At 64.6% G+C, this 20,149-nt stretch carries 18 protein-coding genes and 2 tRNA genes; 9 read left to right on the top strand and 11 right to left on the bottom strand.

Annotated elements, in window-relative coordinates:
* Window positions 1-40 precede the first annotated feature (40 nt).
* The 3 genes from JJJ14_RS07235 (at window position 41) to def (ending at window position 1,428) form a co-directional block, all read left to right on the top strand.
* Complete coding sequence (locus JJJ14_RS07235; RefSeq protein ID WP_101558055.1) at window positions 41-607, top strand: hypothetical protein; 567 nt, start codon at window positions 41-43, stop codon at window positions 605-607.
* Between the two features lie 90 nt (window positions 608-697).
* Window positions 698-772, top strand: a tRNA-Asn gene (locus JJJ14_RS07230).
* Between the two features lie 164 nt (window positions 773-936).
* Window positions 937-1,428 carry a peptide deformylase gene (def, locus tag JJJ14_RS07225; protein ID WP_201443725.1) on the top strand — a complete coding sequence of 164 codons (492 nt, stop codon included), beginning with the start codon at window positions 937-939 and terminating at the stop codon, window positions 1,426-1,428.
* A gap of 97 nt (window positions 1,429-1,525) precedes the next feature.
* On the opposite strand, the gene JJJ14_RS07220 is transcribed toward def, so the two are convergent.
* The 4 genes from JJJ14_RS07220 to JJJ14_RS07205 form a co-directional block, all read right to left on the bottom strand.
* Entirely contained in the window at window positions 1,526-2,026 is a 501-nt protein-coding gene (locus JJJ14_RS07220) for a DUF3145 domain-containing protein (RefSeq protein WP_004564722.1), read from the bottom strand.
* Window positions 2,027-2,200: 174 nt separating this feature from the next.
* Window positions 2,201-3,454 carry a beta-ketoacyl-[acyl-carrier-protein] synthase family protein gene (locus JJJ14_RS07215; RefSeq protein ID WP_201443724.1) on the bottom strand — a complete coding sequence of 418 codons (1,254 nt, stop codon included), beginning with the start codon at window positions 3,452-3,454 and terminating at the stop codon, window positions 2,201-2,203.
* Between the two features lie 8 nt (window positions 3,455-3,462).
* Window positions 3,463-3,714, bottom strand: coding sequence for an acyl carrier protein (locus tag JJJ14_RS07210; protein WP_070513247.1), 252 nt, complete (start codon window positions 3,712-3,714; stop codon window positions 3,463-3,465).
* A gap of 261 nt (window positions 3,715-3,975) precedes the next feature.
* The gene (locus JJJ14_RS07205; protein ID WP_201443723.1) at window positions 3,976-5,175 is read right to left on the bottom strand and encodes a PucR family transcriptional regulator; all 1,200 of its coding nucleotides are present in this window, start codon (window positions 5,173-5,175) and stop codon (window positions 3,976-3,978) included.
* A 264-nt stretch (window positions 5,176-5,439) separates the two neighbouring features.
* Here JJJ14_RS07205 and aspA point away from each other — a divergent pair, with 264 nt between their 5' ends.
* Window positions 5,440-6,918: an aspartate ammonia-lyase gene (gene aspA, locus JJJ14_RS07200; RefSeq protein WP_201443722.1), complete on the top strand. Its 1,479-nt coding sequence runs from the start codon at window positions 5,440-5,442 to the stop codon at window positions 6,916-6,918.
* Window positions 6,919-7,015: 97 nt separating this feature from the next.
* Here aspA and JJJ14_RS07195 read toward each other — a convergent pair whose 3' ends face one another.
* Both JJJ14_RS07195 and aceE read right to left on the bottom strand, forming a co-directional pair.
* Window positions 7,016-7,657 (bottom strand): DUF3060 domain-containing protein, encoded by a 642-nt coding sequence (locus JJJ14_RS07195; protein ID WP_201445106.1) that lies wholly within the window; start codon window positions 7,655-7,657, stop codon window positions 7,016-7,018.
* 107 nt (window positions 7,658-7,764) lie between these two features.
* A complete protein-coding gene (gene aceE, locus JJJ14_RS07190; protein ID WP_201443721.1) occupies window positions 7,765-10,518 on the bottom strand; it encodes a pyruvate dehydrogenase (acetyl-transferring), homodimeric type in 2,754 nt (917 codons plus the stop codon).
* A 397-nt stretch (window positions 10,519-10,915) separates the two neighbouring features.
* Here aceE and JJJ14_RS07185 point away from each other — a divergent pair, with 397 nt between their 5' ends.
* Together JJJ14_RS07185 and JJJ14_RS07180 are read left to right on the top strand one after the other, a co-directional pair.
* Window positions 10,916-11,320, top strand: a complete 405-nt coding sequence (locus JJJ14_RS07185; RefSeq protein ID WP_009406144.1) for a DUF3052 domain-containing protein — start codon at window positions 10,916-10,918, stop codon at window positions 11,318-11,320.
* A gap of 165 nt (window positions 11,321-11,485) precedes the next feature.
* A tRNA-Val gene (locus JJJ14_RS07180) sits at window positions 11,486-11,561 on the top strand.
* A gap of 37 nt (window positions 11,562-11,598) precedes the next feature.
* Here JJJ14_RS07180 and JJJ14_RS07175 read toward each other — a convergent pair.
* The gene (locus JJJ14_RS07175) at window positions 11,599-12,513 is read right to left on the bottom strand and encodes an alpha/beta hydrolase (protein ID WP_201443720.1); all 915 of its coding nucleotides are present in this window, start codon (window positions 12,511-12,513) and stop codon (window positions 11,599-11,601) included.
* 123 nt (window positions 12,514-12,636) lie between these two features.
* Here JJJ14_RS07175 and JJJ14_RS07170 point away from each other — a divergent pair, with 123 nt between their 5' ends.
* Window positions 12,637-12,852, top strand: a complete 216-nt coding sequence (locus tag JJJ14_RS07170) for a YdeI/OmpD-associated family protein (protein WP_201443719.1) — start codon at window positions 12,637-12,639, stop codon at window positions 12,850-12,852.
* 771 nt (window positions 12,853-13,623) lie between these two features.
* Here the strand turns inward: JJJ14_RS07170 and JJJ14_RS07165 are convergent.
* Complete coding sequence (locus JJJ14_RS07165) at window positions 13,624-14,664, bottom strand: DUF1266 domain-containing protein (RefSeq protein WP_201443718.1); 1,041 nt, start codon at window positions 14,662-14,664, stop codon at window positions 13,624-13,626.
* An 88-nt stretch (window positions 14,665-14,752) separates the two neighbouring features.
* Entirely contained in the window at window positions 14,753-15,925 is a 1,173-nt protein-coding gene (locus JJJ14_RS07160; RefSeq protein WP_201443717.1) for an aminotransferase class I/II-fold pyridoxal phosphate-dependent enzyme, read from the bottom strand.
* 110 nt (window positions 15,926-16,035) lie between these two features.
* Between JJJ14_RS07160 and JJJ14_RS07155 the strand changes: the two genes are divergently transcribed.
* Window positions 16,036-16,497: a helix-turn-helix domain-containing protein gene (locus JJJ14_RS07155; protein WP_236592762.1), complete on the top strand. Its 462-nt coding sequence runs from the start codon at window positions 16,036-16,038 to the stop codon at window positions 16,495-16,497.
* Between the two features lie 1,056 nt (window positions 16,498-17,553).
* Here JJJ14_RS07155 and JJJ14_RS12800 read toward each other — a convergent pair.
* Window positions 17,554-18,030, bottom strand: a complete 477-nt coding sequence (locus tag JJJ14_RS12800) for an SH3 domain-containing protein (RefSeq protein ID WP_442859497.1) — start codon at window positions 18,028-18,030, stop codon at window positions 17,554-17,556.
* A gap of 342 nt (window positions 18,031-18,372) precedes the next feature.
* Entirely contained in the window at window positions 18,373-19,014 is a 642-nt protein-coding gene (locus JJJ14_RS07145; RefSeq protein WP_201443715.1) for a helix-turn-helix domain-containing protein, read from the bottom strand.
* Between the two features lie 109 nt (window positions 19,015-19,123).
* On the opposite strand from JJJ14_RS07145, the gene JJJ14_RS07140 reads away from it, so the two are divergent.
* Window positions 19,124-19,984, top strand: coding sequence for an SH3 domain-containing protein (locus JJJ14_RS07140; RefSeq protein WP_201443714.1), 861 nt, complete (start codon window positions 19,124-19,126; stop codon window positions 19,982-19,984).
* Window positions 19,985-20,149: the final 165 nt, after the last annotated feature.

Genomic DNA, 20,149 nt, shown 5'->3' with positions numbered 1-20,149 from the left:
CGGCCCACGTGGGCGAGCAGGTGCAGGTAGCCTGGCGGTCATGCCGATCCTGCGCCGTCGTCAAGGCACATCCACCCGCTCCACCGCCACGCTTCCGCTGGAGATGCGCGAACAGCTGCGCGAGCCCGCCCTGGGTGCCGTTCCCCTGGACGCGGAGGGCTCGACATGGGCGGTGGCCACGGCAAGCTCCCTGGTGGTCTTCAACGGGCGCAGCGGGCCCGAGACCCACCCCTGGGACGAGGTGGAGCAGGGGAGCTGGGACGGCCAGGACCGCGTCTTCACCCTGAGGTGGACGCAGCAGGACCGCGAGGACCTTGCCTTGAAGGTCCCGGCCGGAGTCCGCAACGGCGATGCCTACGCCTCAGCGGACGTGGCCCCCTTCGCCAAGGCCCTGCGCCAACGGGTCGAGGCCGCCATCATCCACAGCGCCGTGGCAACGCTCCCCAGTGGCGCCACGGCCACAGCCAGCGTGCGTCGGGGCAGTGACGGCGAGCTCTACTCCGTCACCCGGCCACTGATCTCACAGGTCGACGAGGCGGAGGATCGCCGCACGCTTCGAGAGCTGGAAAACCGCGTCCGTGAGGGTGTGGGCCTGCCCACACGGTAGGATGTCCTTGGAATATCAGCGTTTCCTGTGCTTCGCCGGATTCGACGCCGCCGCGGGATGTTGCTAAAGTTCACTGCGCGTCAAACGCATTCCTGCGTAGCTCAATGGCAGAGCATCCGACTGTTAATCGGACGGTTGCTGGTTCGAGTCCAGCCGCAGGAGCCACCAGGAGAGTCCTCGGTCAATCAGACCGGGGACTCTTCCTTTTCACGTACTCAACCCTGGGGCCAGGTGGCCTGTTCTCGATGGTGCCGGTGCGCTGTGCGAGCAGCAGATCACGAGATGGGTCGAACATGACCGCGTCGCTGCGGTCATGGGAGGATGCCGCCATGGCATACCGCGACATCCGCATCATCGGCGACCCGATCCTGCGCACCGAGTGCGACTGGATCACTGACATCGACGACTCCGTCAAGGCCCTGGTTGAGGACCTGCTCGAGACAGTCGATGAGGACGGCAGGGCCGGCCTGGCCGCCAATCAGATCGGGATCGGTCTGCGCGCCTTCTCCTGGAACATCGACGGCGAGATGGGCTACATCCTCAACCCCAAGATCGTCGAGGTCTCCAAGGACGAGTACCAGGACGGGGACGAGGGCTGCCTGTCAGTGCCGGGTCTGTGGTTCCCCACGGAGCGGGCCTGGTACGCCCGTGCTGAGGGAGTGGACCTGGACGGCAAGGAGGTCGTCGTCGAGGGGGAGGAGCTCATGGCTCGTTGCATCCAGCACGAGTGCGACCACCTGGAGGGCCACCTCTACCTCGACCGCCTCGACCGCAAGAACCGGGCCAAGGCGATGAAGGAGCTGCGAGCGCAGGGACTGTAACGTCCCCAGGACGCAAACCGGGTGGGGCAACAGGTTGCGAGACCTGTTGCCCCACCCGGTTTTCAGCAGGCGATGAGGCGTCCTGTGCTCGGCGTTCCTAGCCGACGCGGTGCAGCCAGCGCACGGGCGCGCCGGCTCCGGCGTAGCGGAAGGGCTCGAGCTCGTCATCCCAGGCCTGTCCCAGAGCCAGGTCGAGCTCGCGGCGCATCCTGTCAGGATCAGCCGCGTAGACGAGCGCGGCACGGATCCGGTCCTCGGGGACGACGACGTTGCCGTGAACATCCGTCTGGGCGTGGAAGATGCCCAGGTCCGGGGTGTGGGACCAGCGGCCGCCGTCGGTGCCGACACTCGCCTCCTCGGTCACCTCATAGCGCAGGTTCGCCCAGCCGCGCAGGGCGGAGGCAAGGCTGGCTCCTGTTCCAGCGGGCCCCACCCAGCTGGTCTCGGCCCGCATCATCCCCTGGGCCGCAGGCTGCTCGGTCCAGTCGAGATGGACACGCGAACCGAGCACCTCGGCCGCTGCCCACTCGATGTGGGGGCAGAGCGCCCGAGGTGCTGAATGCACGAAAAGTACACCGCGGGTGTAGGCACCGATCATGAGTATCGCCTCCTGGTTGGTTTCGAGATTCGCCTTCCCCAACGGTCTCGACCCACAACCGGGCTCATGTCATGACGTACGCGGCATGCACTGCTATTGTGCCTGACCGCACCGGCCGGGTCCAGCGCCGTGGGTCACAGGCGAGGTCTCACGGCGGCTCCCGCCTGAGCACGGCTACTGGCGGATGAAGACCAGGGCGACGTTGTGCCCTCCGAAGCCGAAGGAGGTGCTGGCCGCCGCCGTCAGCTGGGGTAGGTCCCGGCCCTGCGGCCCAACAACGTCCAGCCCGAGCTGGGCCAGCTCTGGATCCACTCCGGCCGGCAGCAGCGTGGGCGGGGCCCAGCGCGCCTGCAGCGCCATGACGGTCAGTACCGCCTCCAGACCCCCGGCCCCACCCAGGAGGTGACCGGTGGCGGACTTCGTGGCGCTGACCGCCGCGTTCGGAGCCGTCCTGGCCAGGACACCGGCCTCGACGACGTCGCCGGCCGGCGTCGAGGTGGCGTGAGCATTGACGTGCCCGACACAGCCGGGGTCAAGCCCCGCGCGCTCCAGAGCCAGCCGTAGGGCCCGCTCCTGCTCCGCACCCGATGGCTCCGGGCGTGCGACGTCGTAGGCGTCGGCGGTGACCCCGGAGCCCGCCAGCACGGCCAGAATCCGTGCTCCTCGGGCCTTGGCATGCGTGGCGCGCTCCAGGACGAGGAGCCCGGCGCCCTCACCCAGGACGAAGCCGTCGCGGTCCGGGGCGAAGGGGCGTGAGGCGGTCTGCGGGTCGGCGTTGCGCGTCGACAGGGCCCGCATGGCAGCGAAGGCGGCCACGGTCATCGGGTGGAGGGCCGCATCCGTCCCCCCGGCCACGACGACGTCGGCCCGCCCCAGAGCAATGAGATCCGCACCGTAGGCGATGGCCTCGGCCCCGGAGGCGCAGGCCGAGACCGGAGCATGAATGCCGCCGTGGGCCCCCAGCTCGATTCCGACGGCCGCCGCCGGGGCGTTGGGCATGAGCGCCGGGACCGCCGTCGGCAGAACCCGCCGGGGCCCCTTGTCCCTCAGCGTGTCCCAGGCCTCCATGACCGACAGGACCGGCCCCATACCCGGGGAGACGGACACCGCCAGACGCTGGGAGGCGACCTGCGGGGCCCCCGCCTGCTCCCAGGCCTGGCGGGCGGCCAGCAGTGCGCACTGACTGGCGCGGTCGAGACGGCGCAGCTGGCGCGGCGGGAGCATCTCGGCAGGATCGACCGCCATGGGGGCACCGATCCGCACGGGCAGGTCATGGTGGGTGACCCACTCGTGCTCGAGGGTGCGAACTGCGCAGGTCCCCTCGTGCAGGGCGCTCCAGGTGGACTCGACGTCTGCGCCCAGAGGATTGATGGTCCCCAGTCCGGTGACGACGACGTCGTCAGGGCGGCATTCGGCTTCCGGGCTCATGTGTGTCGTCAGGCCTTCTTGGAGGTCACCAGGTCGACCAGCGCTCCAACAGTGGGCAGGGTCGGGATGAGGGAGTCGTCCAGGGCCACGCCGAAACGCTCCTCGACCTGGGTGGCGATGGTCAGCAGACCCAGCGAGTCGACGTCGAGGTCCTGGGCGAAGGCGGTCTCGCGGGTAATGTCCTTGGCGGCGACGCCGGACTCCTCGCTGACGATCTGGGTGATGACGGACAGGACGTCGTCCTTGCTCTGCTCAGCCATGGTGGCTCCTTCTGGTGCCGTGACGGAGCATCCAGGTTCCGTGACGGCGCTGTGACTCGATGATGGTTGTGCTTCGCCGGCGGCTGCGCCGCAGGTCAGACCATTGTCCCAGATGAGAAGGGGTGCTCCTGCATCGATGCGCCACAGGGGCCGGCTTGCGGCCGGGGCACGGTCATAGCGCCACGACCGGACCTGTCCGAGGGTGACGGACGGGTCCGGTCGTGAAGGAGTGGACGAGAGTGCGTATTAGGGCGCTGCGCGTCAGGCCTCTCGGCTGACAGCGAGTCGGCCCACGATGATTGCCATGTGCAGCATGAGGCCGTCACGGGCGTTCGTCGCGTCCCAGCCGACCTGCTCGCTGACCCGGCCCAGGCGGTATCGCACCGTGTTGGCGTGTACGAACAGGTTCCGAGCAGTGGCCTCCAGGCTGCCGCCCAGGGCCAGATAGGTGGCCACCGTGCACTCGAAGGGGTCGCCCATCTCGTGCAGGGGGGCGTGCACCAGGTTGAGGATCTGCTCGCAGGCGAGCTCATCGCCGGCCAGAAGGCGCTCGGGAAGGAGATCGTCGGCGTGAACCGGGTTGGGAGCCTCGGCCCAGCCGGGCAGCGCGCGCAGCCCGGCCAGGGCCGAGCGCAGCGAACGACCCGCGTGCGAGATCCCTGGAACCACCGGGCCGACGACGGCTGACCCGCCCAGGCCGCCGGCCACCTGCATGGCCGCCTGGTCCACCAGCTGCTCAGGGGTGGCCTCCCGGCCGGAGTGCTTGGACGTCCCAGCGTGAGCCGCCTGGCTGTCGCCCAGGACGATGAGGACGGAGTCGCCGCGTACGGATACCAGACAGTCGCTGGCCAGGTTGCGGCACTCGTGGCGCAACCTGGAGACGCCGAGCGCATCCAGAGTGGTCTTGGCGGCGATGGCCGCCACCGGCCCGGTCCCGTTCCAGCCGGCGGTTCCGGCCCGGGTCGCGGCGTCCTCGGGGGCGTCATGAAGCATCGCGTCGACCGCTACGGACTCCAACCGTGCGTCCCAGGCGCCGCGGGCCTCAGCTGCCCGGGCGTACACCTCGGCCGCGGCGAAGCCGACGTCACGTCCGAAGGTCAGGACGAGGATGCGGACGGTGTCATGGTCCTCCTCGGGCACGGCTCGAGGGGCTTCGTCAACAACAACGTCGAGGACCGTGCGCACCAGAGCCAGGGTCTGCTCCAGCGTGATGACGCCGGTCAGGGCCGCAGGCGCCACGGAGAAGATCTGCGAGGGGGTCAGCGGTGTCGAGGGGTTCTCCGCCGAGTCGACGAACATGGTGACGCCCAGGCGGGCCACCGCCGCGATCTGGTCGCGCGATCCTTCCGGCAGGGTTCGGTAGAAATCGTGGGCCGAACTGATGCGGTCCAGTGAGTGTTCAATAATTGTGTCCTGCGCCTGTCGCAGTGCAGACACTCCCGGAGCGCTCAACTCATCCATGCTGTGGATGCTACCGACTGGAATATCCTGAGGACAGTAGGTTCTCGATTGGCGCGGCGTGTGATCCGACACGAGTTTGTCTTGAAAATACGGGGATAACCGAGGGTGGTGTGTCGTCGAGGCGGAGCGGATTAGGCAGGTTACAATAGCGTAACCATTGTGGAAGCCATGGTATGTGAATCTGCAATGACCTGAACGTGCGCGTCGTATGTCAGCATGGATGTGCGCAAGCAGGTGCCTAGCTAGACAACTCGGAGGCTCAGGATGACGAAGGCAACCCGCACAGAGGAAGATCTTCTTGGTGCACGGGAAGTTCCATTAGAAGCCTATTGGGGAATCCATACCCTACGTGCGATGGAGAACTTCCAGATCTCTGGATCAGTGGTTGGCGACGAAGAGGCCTTTGTTCGCGGCATGGTGCAGGTGAAGAAGGCGTCGGCGTTAGCGAACAGTGATCTTGGGGCTCTTGACCCGGAGGTCGCTGGTGCGATTGTGTGGGCGTGTGACCAGGTGCTGGTTGCTGAGCGTTGCCTCGATCAGTTCCCGGTCGACCAGTTCCAGGGGGGTGCTGGGACCAGCGTCAACATGAATACCAACGAGGTGATCGCCAACCTCGCGCTGGAGTACCTGGGATACGCCAAGGGCCGTTATGACATCATCAATCCCAACGATCATGTCAACAAGTCCCAGTCGACGAACGACGCTTACCCGACCGGATTCCGTTTGGGACTGTTCGCCCTCGTCGGTTCGCTCATCGAGGAGCTCGAGCGACTCATCGCGGCGATGCGAGCCAAGGGAACCGAGCTCGTCCATGTTCTGAAGATGGGGCGTACTCAGCTTCAGGATGCCGTTCCGATGAGCCTGGGGCAGGAGTTCGAGGCCTTTGCCGTTCTGCTGGAGGAGGAGGTTAGCCGGCTTCACAACAATGCCGCCCTGCTTCTGGAGGTGAACCTCGGGGCCACGGCGATCGGCACGGGGCTCAACACGCCTCCGGACTATCAGAGCACTGTTGTCGGGCGTCTGCGGGAGATCACCGGTCTGGACATTCGAGGAGCGCATGACCTGCTGGAAGCCACGAGTGACACGGGTGCCTACGTCTCGATGCACGCGGCAATCAAGCGTCTGGCGGTGAAGCTGTCCAAGATCTGCAACGACCTGCGCCTGCTGTCCTCCGGACCTCGCGCGGGGCTGGGGGAGATCAGGTTGCCTGAACGCCAGGCCGGATCCTCCATCATGCCGGCCAAGGTCAATCCGGTGATCCCCGAGGTGGTGAACCAGGTCTGCTTCAAGGTCATGGGAAACGATGTGGCGCTGACCTTCGCCGCTGAGGCGGGACAGCTTCAGCTCAACGTCATGGAACCGGTGATCGCCCAGGCGATTTTCGAGTCGATCAATCTGCTCACCCGCGGGATGTTGACCCTGCGGGAGCTGTGTGTCGTGGGGATCGAGGCCAACGAGGAGGTATGTCGCCGCAATGTGCTGGACTCGATTGGAATCGTTACCTACCTCAACCCGGTGATCGGTCATCACAACGGCGACGTGGTGGGCCGTGAGTGCGCCCGTTCAGGACGCAGCGTGCGAGAGGTGGTTCTGGAGATGGGGCTGCTCGAGGAGTCTGTTCTTGATGAGATTCTCAGCCCGGAGAACCTTCTGCGCCCCCATTTCCGCGACTTGAACGTCTACTCAGGATCCGATCCGTCAACTCCGCCGGTTGTGTCCGCGGCGCCTGACTCGGAGGAGTAAGGGGAATCGGCCTTCCGAAGGCCGGCGGGCGGTCAGCGGCCTGTTGCACTGCCTCGCCGACCTCGGAAGGCCGATTCCGGCTCTATCCCGCAGGGCATCATGAGAAGGAACGGCAGGAGCGGATGACCGGGGCGTGAACGTCCTTGCCGATGATGTTGAGGCCTTGCGGATCCACCTTCGCCTGCGGAGGCCTGGAGTGCCAGAAGACGTAGTTCTGGCTGTCACCGTCGTTCGCGCCGAACGTGACTTTATTGGAAGCGCCGACCCAGACCGTGTTGTCGAAGCCGTTGATGGTTAGTGACTCGATCTCTCCTTCGATGACAATCACGAGACTTTGTGCGGTGATTGTTACGTCTTGAGCGCCTGCCGAGACCTTGACCACCTGATCGGTGGAGAGCTCGTTAGCGGTGACACTGACCTGCTCGGAGGCTGGTATGACCTTGGTGACCTGGGCCTCCGCCTGGGCGCGGGTGTCCTCCGCGTCGTTGTCGGTGAGCTCGTCGTCGTAGTCCTGGATGTCGGAGGACGTGCAGTTGCCGTACTCCAGCGGATCCATGGGGCTGGTGTCCTCCAGCTTCCCAGTCGGCTCCTCCGCGGCCTCCGGGGCGGTGTCCTGAGCCTGGTCCGGCGGGGCCGAGGACGTCCCCCTGGTGCCGGTCCAGCCGACTGAGCAACCGGACAGGGTCAGTAGGCACGCGGCCATGAAGGCGGTGGAGCGCAGGAGCTGGGAGCGGGACAAGGGGGACCTCATTCGGCAGACATGGTGGTGCCGGTGGAACACGGAAGACCGCGCTCCACCGGCACCACAATTGGTCAGTGCGTCCAACTATAGCCGCACGGGGCGGATCAGGACTCCCCTCCCTGGGAGCCGGAGGTGCCTGCGTTGACGTTGGTCAAGTCATAGCGGGCAACGGCCTGGGCCAGGACGGAGCGGTCGAGGCGTCCCTGCTCCACCAGAGCCTGGAGGGCGCGCACCACCACCGACTGGGCGTCAATGAGGTAGTGGCGCCTGGCGGCGGCCCGAGTGTCGGAGAATCCGAAGCCGTCGGCGCCCAGTGTGTAGTAGTCGCCGGGCACCCAGGCGCGGATCTGGTCGGGGACCAGGTGGTCGTAGTCGCTGGTGGCGATGAAGGGGCCAGTGGCCTCGGAGAGCTTCTGCGTCAGGTAGGGGACCTGCCGCTCGCCGTCGGGGGTCAGGAAGTTGGCCTTCTCCACCTCCAGGGCCTGGCGCCGCAGCTCGTTCCAGCTGGTGACGGACCAGGTGGCGGCGCGCACGCCCCAGTCCTCGGCCAGGATGCGGCGAGCCTCCTCGATCCAGGGCACTCCGACGCCGGAGGCCAGGAGCTGGACCTCGGGACCCTCGCCGTCAGGAGCCGTGCTGATGCGGTGAATACCGCGCAGGATTCCCTCGACGTCGACGCCGTCGGGCTCAGCGGGCTGGTGGATCGGCTCGTTGTAAACGGTCAGGTAGTACATGACGTCGCGGTTGCGACCCGAGTCCGGGCCGTACCAGCGCTCCAGGGCGTCGCGCACGATGTGCCGGATCTCGTAGGCGTAGGCCGGGTCGTAGCTGACGACGGCGTCGTTGGTGGCCGCGATCATGGGGGAGTGGCCGTCCATGTGCTGGGTGCCCTCACCGGTCAGGGTGGTGCGCCCGGCGGTGGCCCCGATGATGAAGCCGCGGGTCAGCTGGTCGCCGGCGGCCCAGAACTGGTCGCCGGTGCGCTGGAAGCCGAACATCGAGTAGAAGATGTAGACCGGGATCATGGGCTCGCCGTGGGTGGCGTAGCTCGTCCCGGCCACCTGGAACAGGGAGACCGAACCGGCCTCGTTGATGCCCGTGTGCATGAGCTGACCGGAGGCGGACTCCCGGTAGGACAGCATCATGTCGGCGTCGACCGGCGTGTAGTTCTGACCCTGGGTGTTGAAGATCTTCTTGGTGGGGAAGAGAGACTCCAGCCCGAAGGTACGCGACTCGTCCGGAACGATCGGGACGATGCGCCGTCCGATGCCCTTGTCCTTGATGAGCTCCTTGAGCAGACGCACGAAGGCCATCGTGGAGGCGACCTCCTGCTTGCCCGAGCCGCCCTTGAGGATGTCGTAGGTCTTGTCACCGGGCAGCTCGAGCTCGACGCCGGCATCGCGGCGCTCGGGGATGAAGCCGCCGAGCTGGCGGCGCCGGTCCAGCATGTAGAGCAGCGAGGGGTCGTCGGCGGCCGGCCGGTAGTACGGCGGCATCTTCGGGTTGGCCTCGAGCTGCTCGTCGGTGATCGGGATGTGGAGCCGGTCGCGCAGGGCCTTGAGGTCGTCCAGCGTCAGCTTCTTCATCTGGTGGGTGGCGTTACGGCCGGCGAAGTGGCCGCCCAGGAGGTAGCCCTTGACCGTGTGCGCCAGGATGACGGTGGGCTGGCCCTTGTGCTCCGTGGCCGCCTTGTACGCGGCGTACATCTTGCGGTAGTCGTTGCCGCCGCGCTGCAGGGCCCAGATCTCGTCGTCGGTCCAGTCCTTGACGAGCTCGGCGGTGCGCGGGTCGCGGCCGAAGAAGTGCTCGCGGATGTAGGCGCCGTCGTTGGCTTTGAAGGTCTGGTAGTCGCCGTCGAGGGTCTCCATCATGAGGTGCTCGAGGGCGTGGTCCTTGTCCGCGGCGAGGAGCTGGTCCCAGCCACGGCCCCAGATCACCTTGATGACGTTCCAGCCCGCGCCCTTGAAGAAGGCCTCGAGCTCCTGGATGATCTTGCCGTTTCCGCGCACCGGGCCGTCGAGGCGCTGGAGGTTGCAGTTGATGACGAAAGTGAGGTTGTCCAGCTGCTGGTTGGCGGCCAGCTGCAGCATGCCGCGCGACTCGGGCTCGTCCATCTCGCCGTCACCCAGGAAGGCCCAGGTGTGCTGCTGAGAGGTGTCCTTGATGCCGGCGCCCTGGAGGTACTTGTCGAACCAGGCCTGGTAGATCGCCTCGGACGGGCCAAGACCCATGGAGACGGTGGGGTACTCCCAGAAGTCCTCCATGCGGCGCGGGTGGGGGTAGGAGGGCAGGCCGCGGCCACCGGCCGGGCGCGACTCCTCCTGGCGGAAGCCGTCCAGGTCGGCCTCGGTGAGACGGCCCTCGATGAAGGCGCGGGCGTAGTTTCCCGGTGAGGCGTGGCCCTGGAAGAAGACGTGGTCGCCGCCGCCGGGGTGGTCCTTGCCGCGGAAGAAGTGGTTGAAGCCGACCTCGTAGAGGGTCGCGGTCGAGGCGTAGGAGGAGATGTGTCCGCCGACCCCGACCCCGGGGCGCTGGGCGCGGGTGACCATGACGGCGGCGTTCCAGCGCAGCCAGCGCCGGTAGGTGCGCTCGGCGCTCTCGTCACCGGGGAAGTAGGGCTCGTTGGCGACGTCGATGGTGTTGATGTACGGCGTCGTCGTCTCGGTGGGGACCGTGACGTTCTTCTGCCGGGCCTGGGCCAGCATGCTCAGCAGGATGTAGCGCGCACGCTTGGCGCCCTTGTCCGCGATGAGGGCATCGAGGGACTCGTGCCACTCCTTGGTCTCCTCTGGGTCGTTGTCGGTCACCTTTGTCAGGAGGCCGTCAATGAGCGGCGTGGAGTCACTGGTGGGGCTCACGGAATCCTCTTTCCTCGCGTCTGTGCGGTCGGCCCGAGCCTCATTGCGTGCCGTGGCGCCGAAGGCGGCGTCGGCGTGCGCCTGAAGTCAGGCCACTGTGGATGACGGCCCTAATCTACGACCTGCAACGGCGCGAACGCTGCACCCAACGGGAGGAAAGTCCTACCTCACGTATGGTGTGGATCACAAAATAGTGGGTTGATTTCGGTGCCTGGGGCAGAGGGGAAGGAGCCTCGAGTTCGCGGCCGCGCAGGAACCAGCCTTCAAAGGAAAGTCCAAGGTAACCTGACGTGCGTGTTCACTTGCGCGGCTGGTGCCCGGTGCGGTGGGCTAGTACCTATCGCCCAGCAACGGGCGAGCGGTAGACGGGCTGGGCCCAGAAGGACGGTGTAAAGACGTGGCGAGTACAGCGGGTGGGGCTTTCGGCTTCGCCTCCGGTCTCATCATTCAGGAGTTCGGCTACGACGACGACGTCGACGAGACCTTGCGGCAGGCCGTTGAGGCGGAGACCGGAACCACTCTGGTGGATGAGGACTATGAGGACGTGGCCGACTCGGCCATCGTGTGGTGGCGTGACGACGACGGCGACGTCGACGACCTCACCGATCTCCTCGTGGACGCCCAGGCCAACCTCGACGGTGCAGGACTCATCTGGGTGCTGACGCCCAAGGCGCGCACCACCGGCGCCGTTCCGGCCGCTGAGGTGGAGGAGGCCGCCCAGACGGCAGGCATGCATGCGACCTCCGCAGCCTCCATGGGGCAGCACTGGAGTGGCATCAGGGTCTCCAGCCGAGGGCGCTGAGACCACCCCGATGGCCGCGTGACATTCTCCGCTCTCCGTGGCGGAGATGATTGGTGGCACGTCCGGCGGAGACGGTAAAGTCTCCGGCTGAGGCGGCTCGCGCCGTCAGTTTTGTGTGCAGGCACTGGGAACTCGGGCAACGTGCTCCCGGGAGCCACTGCACCTGGACCTGTAGCTCAGTTGGTAGAGCAACGCGTTTACACCGCGTCGGTCGTCGGTTCGAGTCCGGCCGGGTCCACCATGATCGTGGCCTGGCACCGGCGGGCCCGCAGAGTACTTCAGGCCTCACCCTGCGAGCCGAGGCGCCGAGCCAGGCCGGCGACGGCGTCGACGAGTTCCGTGACTCCGGGGTCCTCGACAGGGAAGTGGCCGCACTCGCGCAGAATCACCAGATCGGCCGGACCCGCGGCCCGCGACAGAACTCGGGCGCTGAGCTCGATCGGCGTCCACGTGTCCCGACCTGGGTGCAGCAGCGTCACCGGCGTGCGGTTGTGCTCGGGTGGGGTGTGTGTGAACTGCAGGTAGGAGGCGAGAAACCCTAAGGGGACCCTGGCGGCGCCCCCACGCGGATCGATAGAGCACAGACGAGACAGTGCGCGATCGCGGCTCATCCTCCGCAGGTTCGCCACCGCGCTCATCGGGACCATGGTGTGCGCCAGTCCTCCTCGGGCGAGCATCGACAATGGCCCGCCCAGGACGCCTAGTGCTCCTGCACGCGTCATATGCGCTCGGGCGCGCCAGTTGCCCGGGTCGAGCAGACACGTGGCTGCCACCGCGGCAACATGCGGCGAATGGGCCGCCACCTCATAGGCGAGAAGGCCACCGATGCTAGCGCCCAGAAGCACCAGGGGGCGGTGGTCGCGCTCGGCTTCGACGAGGTCGATGAGGAGATCGACCCAGGTGTCGTAACGCACGGCTGCGGGATCCGGTGACCTCGTGCGCCCGTACAGAGGCAGGTCGACGGCACTGATGTCGATACCGCGTGAGGCCACCAGTGCGGCGATGGGCCACAGCGCCCCGCTGTGCCCGCCTGCCCCGTGGATGAGCAGCACCCTGGCTGGCGCCTCCGGTTCGGGTGCACGTGCAATGTGCACACGATGGTCCTGCCACCGCCACCACGTCGACCTAGGCACCAGCGAGGCCGCGTGCTGGTGGTGGGGCGGCAGGAAGGGCACGTACGGATTGGCCTGCATACGTCGATGCTAGTCGCGCGAGCCTCTGCACCTGTGCTTGGGTCTACGACGGAGGCCCATTACGAGCTGCCTAACTGTCCCTTATCCGTGCGATGGTTCTGTCAAGCGGCCGGAGGAGAGGCAATGAGTGACGAGCAGACGGGCATACCAGCGGAGCTGTCCGAAGCGCTGAGGGCGAATGAGACGGCGGAGAGGATATTCGGGGCTCTGCCTCCGTCGCACCGCAACGAGTACCTGCGATGGATCGGTGAGGCGAAGCGCGCCGAGACCCGTCGTCGTCGGGCCACCAAGGCGGCAGAGATGATGGTGGAGAAGCACGGGGAAGCCAGTCGCGGTTGAGTGTCCTCGCCGGCTCGTTGCAGCGGCAGGCATGGGCGTGGACCGATGCATCTATGGTGTCTCATGACTTCTGAGAGTTTCGGATGTCATGACATCTGAGACACTGGTGGGGTGCGTCTGCCAGACGGGAGAGCTGCTGCTTCAGCCTGGCGGAGCGGGGTGCCCCGGCCACTGTGGTGGCTTCCGGCGTCGTCTGGACGCACTGCACGAGGGTGGGGTGCTACTGGAGGAGGGGCGGGGGTACTCCACGTAGGTGGGGCCTTCGTGCAGTACGCGCAGCCCCTGGCCAGTGGAGCCCGACCCTCGTGGAGCAGGCCGCCTCGAGCCGACTCGGGGCGGGGCCGGCGTCTAACCATGACCACCGGGACCCTGCGCGGGAGCCAGCGAGGACCAGGCAGGGAGAAGCGCGGCCGGCCCCAGGGTGAGGGTGCCGGGCTCTGCCGTACGAACCACCGACTCCCTCCTGCCCTGCCCGGTGTCCACAGCGCTGACATCAACGGGCCCGGCGTCAGCGCGCCCAGCGGGGATCGTTGGAATCCTGCGGTTTCTCTCCGGCACGCAGCGCCGGTGCGGGGTTGATGTCAGCACCATGGACACCCAGACCCCGTCATGCCTCGCCTCTGAGTCACCCTCGCCTCCTGGACCACCAGCCTGCCCAGGACTCCCGCCCGAGCGAGTGTCTCAGAAGTCATGACACTCAAATGTCTCAGAAGTGAGGAGACAGCACAGTGGACCGGTGCATCATTACTGAGCCGCCGTTGACGCGATTCCTCAGGCGCGCTTGGCGAAGCGGTGATGCTGGTCGGCGTGGGTGCCGAAGTGCTGGGGGCGGTGCTGCCCGCGGGTGATGACCTGGTCGTCGACCCAGCGCTCCCACTGTGTGGCGCGCTTCCGATCACCCGCACTCAGTGGTGCGGCCACGCCGCCGTCGAGCAGGTCGTCGAGGATCAGGAACGAGGGCTCGGGGGTCTCGACGTCCCAGTCGATGAGCCCCCATGGCCCATCGGGGCTGAGGAGAACCAATGAGCGGTTGAGGTCGTGCAGGTCGTTGAAGTGCTCGTCCTTGCCGCTCGTGGAGTTCCAGTACCAGCGTGCCAGCCGGAATGACTCCGACACCTGCGTCCAGCTCCGATAACGCTCTCGCAGCCCCTGATCCAGGATCGCGAGCGTGTCCCAGGTCTCGTCCTCGGTCAGCCACCCCAGCGCGAATCCACAGCGCGTCAGCATGCTGGCACGCACCAGGTCCCAGGCGGCGAAGTCCACGTTGCGGATGTCGCGATCATTGTTGAGCATGCGCTCGAGGCGCCACAGTGTCTCTGCTGCGTCTGAGGATGACTCGGCAGTCTCTCGTAGTTCGTGGCGTTCGGCCTCCGCCAGGGAGGTGTCGACCCAGCGGGCGCGCTCGGCATCGAAACTGGTGCGGTGCCCGGAGGTGATGAGCCAGTGGACCTGGGAGAGAAGGTCTGCGCGCGAGCACACTCCCCAGTCGAGGGAGAGCATGGTGCGCGTGCCGTCAAGATCGGAGCAGGCGAGCCGGTCCCACGGGTCCCGGCGGCACAGGGAGTACGGCGCGCAGATCGCCAGGAGTCGCTCATGCGGGCCGGCGGTGAACTCCTCGGGCTCGGAGTGTCTGACGGGTCGATGATGCTCGGTGAGCTCATTCCATGTGGACTCCTCACCTCGGTGCGGGGCCGAGGCTGCCTTATCGCGGCGCAAGCGTATTTTTTGATGGATTGATTTGGAGATCTCGATGGTGGCGATCACTCCAAAAAACACCAGCGCGGCGGAGAGGAGTAGGGTCTGCATGGACATGACGAGAATTGTGCAACATGTGAACAGGTGAGTGCCACATTGATGTGCACGCCTCGACTCAAGATTATTGAGTTGAATGCCTGTTTATTTACAGACTGTTGATGAAAGCTTCGAGGCGCTTCATTCCTTCGTGCAGCTCGTCGCGGGAGGCCGCGTAGGACAGTCGAACGTGCGTGCGGGCCGTGGTCGTGGAGAAGTCCTGTCCCGGAGTAAGGGCCACATGAGCCTCCTCCAGGGCGCGGTGACAGAAGGTCTGGGCGTCAAGACCCGTGGAGGAGACGTCGAAGTAGACGTAGAAGGCGCCGTCGGGCAGGACCGGGACCGGAAGGCCGATGCGTTGCAGCCCGTCGAGCACGATGCTCCTGCGGGCGAGGAGCTCTTGTCTGCGTTGCTCGCACACGGATATGGATTCGGGGGAGAAGGCTGCCAGTGCGGCCTGCTGAACAGGCGTCGAGGCGCACAGAAAGTAGTTGACCGCCAGGTTCTCGGCGGGGGCCACGAGCTCCTCGGGAAGGATCGCCCAGCCCAGGCGCCATCCCGTCATCCCGAAGTACTTGGAGAAGGAGTTGATGACGATCGCATCAGGATCGGTTTCCAGGACGGTGCACGCAGGCCTGCCGTCCTCGCCTGGATCAGCCAGGCCCAGGTAGATCTCGTCGACGATCCGCCAGGCGCTGCGTTCGCGGGCCAGTTCGCAGATCGATGCCAGCTCATCGAAGGGGATGGATGTGCCTGTGGGGTTGGACGGGGTTGCCAGCATCACCGCGCTCGTCTGAGGAGTCCATGCCGCCTCGGCTGCGGCCCGGTCCATCTGGTATCGGCTGGCAGGACTGGTGGGTGCCAGAACGATCCGGCCGCCGTAGGTCTCCACCAGCTGCCGGTTGCAGGGGTAGGACGGGTCGGCGATGACGACGTCGTCGCCGGCCTGCGTGGTGGCGGCGGCCACCAGCAGGAGCGCCGACGACGCACCAGTGGTGACGACGATCCGGGCGGGATCGACCTCGACGCCGTGCCTGTCCCGGTAGAAACCTGCAATGGCCTCACGCAGTGCGAGCAGGCCCAGGGCGGGGGAGTAGGGAAGTGGCCGGCCGTCCATGATGCTGCACATCTCCTCGCGGACCGCGGGAGGGGCGCCGAAATCAGGTTCACCCAGGCTGAGCTTGGCGATCGAGTGGCCCTCCGCCTGGAGGATTCCGGCGCGTTCGCCGATGCTCATCGCATAGAAGGGCTGAGCGGCTGTGGCCCGGGCGGCGATCTTCATGACGACTCCTTGACGCGGGGGCAGAACAGGACCAGTGTCCCCCTTCCGGTAGCGGGAGGGCAAAGGTGTGTTGACGGGACGCCGATGTGTCGAGAATCGGAGGTGAGGGTTTGTATAGCGATGCTGTGGTGCGCTTCAGCGAGCTCGATACAAACAACTGGAAGCCCCTGCTCGCCTTCCGCAAGCGTCTCATCGCGGGTGAGGTGACTCTGGAACCGAGCACGGCTAGCGTAGCGCCTACTGGGCAGGCGAGCGAGACCACGACGGCTCGCCGCATCCGCAACGCGGCTTGTCGTCCGATCAGTGCGGCGAAGAGGCAGCAGATTCTCGACCTGGCCCGCAAGGGCATGTCTGTCAGCCAGATCGCTGCCGAGGTCGGCGTCGCAGAGACCACTGTCCGTGCTACCTGTCGCCAGGTCACGCAGCCGCCTCGTCGCAGGCGACGCTTCACCAGCGATGACCTCCAGCGTGCTCAGCAACTCCACGCTCAGGGGCGTACCTACATTGAGATCGGGCTGGAGCTCGGCTTCGGGCGGGATACCGTCAAGAAGCATCTGGCGACGCAGATGTGAGTAGCCAGAACGGCACCGTGATGTTGGTGCAACGCCTCCAACGTCCAGCCGGTCTATTCACGCGCGGCATATCTTCTGCACCCACATTCACCACACCGCCCATACACCGTCATGCTTGGTGCGAGTCGCGTGCGCTGGCGCAGGGCATGCCGCGTGATGGCATGCCCGCAGGCGCACAGTGGCACTTGGGCCAGGCACTGCGGTGGCGGTTGGACTCGTGTCTTCTTGCCAAGCACGACACTCCCGTCGCCGAGGAGGACGTACGGTACCAGGGGGAGTGGTCCGCCTGGCTGATCCTTCTTGAGCCAGCTGTTGTACCGCTCGATGACAACTCGCTGACTCTTGGGATCAAAACCACGGAGCTTTCCATCTGACTGTTGTGGCACTAGGAACGACCGATGGCGGCCCGGCTCGATGGTTCTATTGATGCTGGCAGATGCTGTCTCAACGAGGAGGGGCCCTAGGAGATCGCCCTTGGGATTGATGCGTCTGGTGCAGACAGACCAGCGTGGCCGCAGGTGTGCGGGCATGGCACCGACTCGGCTGATGTAGTGCTCAATGGGGCCGTAGTTAGTGATGTGGATGCAGCAGCCTGGGTCGCCGATGGCCGGCTCAAGGCCAAGCCGGAGTCCCTTGGGCTGGCGGATGGCGGTGGGCACCGTCCGGAAGAGGAAGACGCTGGCAGCAATCGCGACAGGGATAGCGCTGATGATTGTGGCCCAACTGGCAACTGTATTCAGCATGACCATCCTGTCCGCTTGGGAGAGTGCAGGCCAGCAGCGGCACCGCTGGCTGGGTGAGGTGTGGCCGTCGCTGACCAGCCTGGTGTCATCTCGTTCGTTTGGCCTCGTGCAGCGGCTTCATCATCGTAGGTCGCCCAGCCACGCCAGACCCGCGCCTCCGCGCATCTTCAGCATCGCACTCTGGTAACGATGCACGCAGTCGGCAACCCGTTCCCCCTTCTTCACAAGCAACCTGCACCTTGCCAGCAGCAGGCACTTGCTGGCAGAGGCAGCTCGCACGCTCGACAGAAGGAGATTGCGATGGACGCTAGCGTCAGCGACGTAACTTCTCCAGCAACGGGATTGAACGGGCTTCCTCAGTGTCATTAGATGAATTACGCCGCAGCCGCACCAACACAGTCGACACGACCAATACGCCAGCGACTAGCCAACCACCCATTGACTTTGCCACCCCCTTGGCAGAATGTAGAACTTCCTGTACGGCTGAGCACTCATTGGTGACTGGTAGGTCGCTGCCTGTAGACAACATTGAGTTAGCTACCCATCCCTCGTCATATCCTTTTATCTTGTACCAGAGGGTACTGCTGCCGTAAGGGCCGTTGGCTTCACCTCCGTACTGATAGCAATCTAACTCGACTGCGCGGCCAGCTTGGATTTGTGCGATCGGTTGCCTATCGGTGCCAGGGCTCGGCCGGACGTTCGCGTAGTTCCAGCCAGGTGCGGAGTAGACGGTTGCGGTGGCCCCATCCGCGTGAGCCGGCGGTGCCACCGTCGTCACGCCAGTTGCCATGGCTGTGGCCAAGCCGAAGAGTGCGAACCGCTTGATCCTGTTGGTTGTCGTGCACATCGTGATCCTCCTCGGGAGTGAGGGCGATGGAGTGGACTCCAGCAGACTGCTTCGCCTGCGTATCGCAGGCTATATCGCCCGGGCGGTCGGTAGTGGTGCGGGCCGTGAAGTGTGATGAAACCGTAATAATTAGTGGAGCAAGGCTAGCGTTGGCGGCGTGTTGTCGAAATAACTACCTCGGAAGATGACGCCCCAAGATAGAAGACTGTGTGAGTGAGCGACGTAGGGTGACGCTATGGCAACAGCATACAGTGGACTATCTGTCTCCTATACTACACGTCAATGTCAAGTCCACTTTTGACTAATGTCTAACTTGCGCGCGGTTTCATCTTCTATGTCGCCTGCTCCAAATAGCGCAAATACATGCGGATCGCAGTTGAATTTGAGAGTTATAGACAAGTTGCCAGCGTCAGCATCTTTTCCGGTTGTCAGATATATGCCATCTGCAGGTATTTCTATGTCGGCAACCATTTTCCATGGGCCCCACTGAAGATGAATTCTGTGACGGGAATTGACTAAGTCTGCTGCAGGCTTAAGATGGATCCAAACGAGACCAGAATACTCTGGTGGCCATTGATGAGAATAGTTTCGTTCCGGCTTTGCTCGGCTGTGATGGTCTGGGTTCCATGTATGATGCCGTAGTTTGGCTAGAAGTAATTCCACCTTACCGTCGGCGTTGTATAGAGTGTCGAGGTGTTTGGCCTGATCTAATCCGGGAAGGGTTATACCGCGCTCATATCGAGATAGTGTGGACCTTGAAATTCCATCCCTACCTTGGTTGTGTCTGCTCTTTTCTAGCTTACGAAGACTGACTCCTCGAAAACTTCGAAGGGCACGGCCGAATTCAACCCGCTCTTGCTTCTGCCTGGCTCCCTCCCGCTCCTGTTCTTGCTTGTCTTCCTCTTGCTTGTCGTCTGAGTTGGTCACGCTGCAAGTGTCTCACTTTGTCTCACCAGTGTCTCACTTTGTCTCATATGGCTCCAGGAGCGCGGATGGGGTGCACTCTGGTACCACCATCTGACGCAAGGAGGACGTCATGAAGCACATCAAAGTTCCTATCAGAAGACTGACGAAGCTCAGCACGAGGAGGATCGCGATGAGTAAGGCAACCATCAAGGTCAGACAGTTCGCACTTTTCGGCCTGGCTACAGCCATGACAACTGGAGTGACGACAGTGGCACCATCGGCTCATGCAGACGAGGTCACTGCCACAGTGTTCTCCGCTCCTGGATGGGACTACGCCAATATCCGGCCAGGCCCCAGTACGGATGGGCAGCCGGTCGGTAAGGTCCAAGCGGGTCAAACGGTTCAGCTGGATTGCTACCGCAACGGCGGTGAAGTCAAAGGCCCCTACGGCAGCAGTACCCTCTGGTACAAGGTCAAAGGATACGACTCGGGATGGGTAGCCGATGCGATGTTGTCGACGGGCAGTGATCTGCCGGTCACCAGTGAGTGCCCGGCCGAGCAGGGCACTCCGCCGCCCGCGGAACAGCCCGAGCCGGTATCTGGTCGAGCGGTCGATCTCTCGAGCAAGGTTTCTGTATCGGAGCAGTTGCTCAACTATTACTACAGGAACAAAGACGGCGGCGACGTGGTGATTGATTGGGAATTCTTCGGCTCCCCCGGCAGCAGGTTCGTTAGGTGGGCCTACGCCAACGTTCCTGTCGGAGAGACTCGAAGCTACACGGCTGACATCTACCAGGATAAAGGCGACTTGTACTGGTCGTTGCACACCTTCAATGTGAAGAGGACCTCGGATAACTGCTTTAAGGTATCCGACAGGTACGACTATGATGCGCCATACATCCCACTGAAATTCGACGCGATGACGGGTGCGGCTCACGAGTTTAACATCCGCTCCTCCGGCTGCTACCCGCCCGGGAGCGGCCAGGTGTAAGAAGATTCGATGCGGATCTTCTTCGTATCTAGCGGCCTCCACCTATAGTGCCCTATAGTGCCGTTGAGGTGGAGGCCGCTAGACTACTCGAAATGATTGACCTATAAACATAGGTAGCATAATATACACATATATGCATGAACTCCTCCTCGACAAAATCACTAT

The organism is Actinomyces sp. HMT 175, from assembly GCF_016694895.1.
Lineage (GTDB): Bacteria > Actinomycetota > Actinomycetes > Actinomycetales > Actinomycetaceae > Actinomyces > Actinomyces oris.
This window is presented reverse-complemented; position numbering and strand designations above follow the sequence as displayed.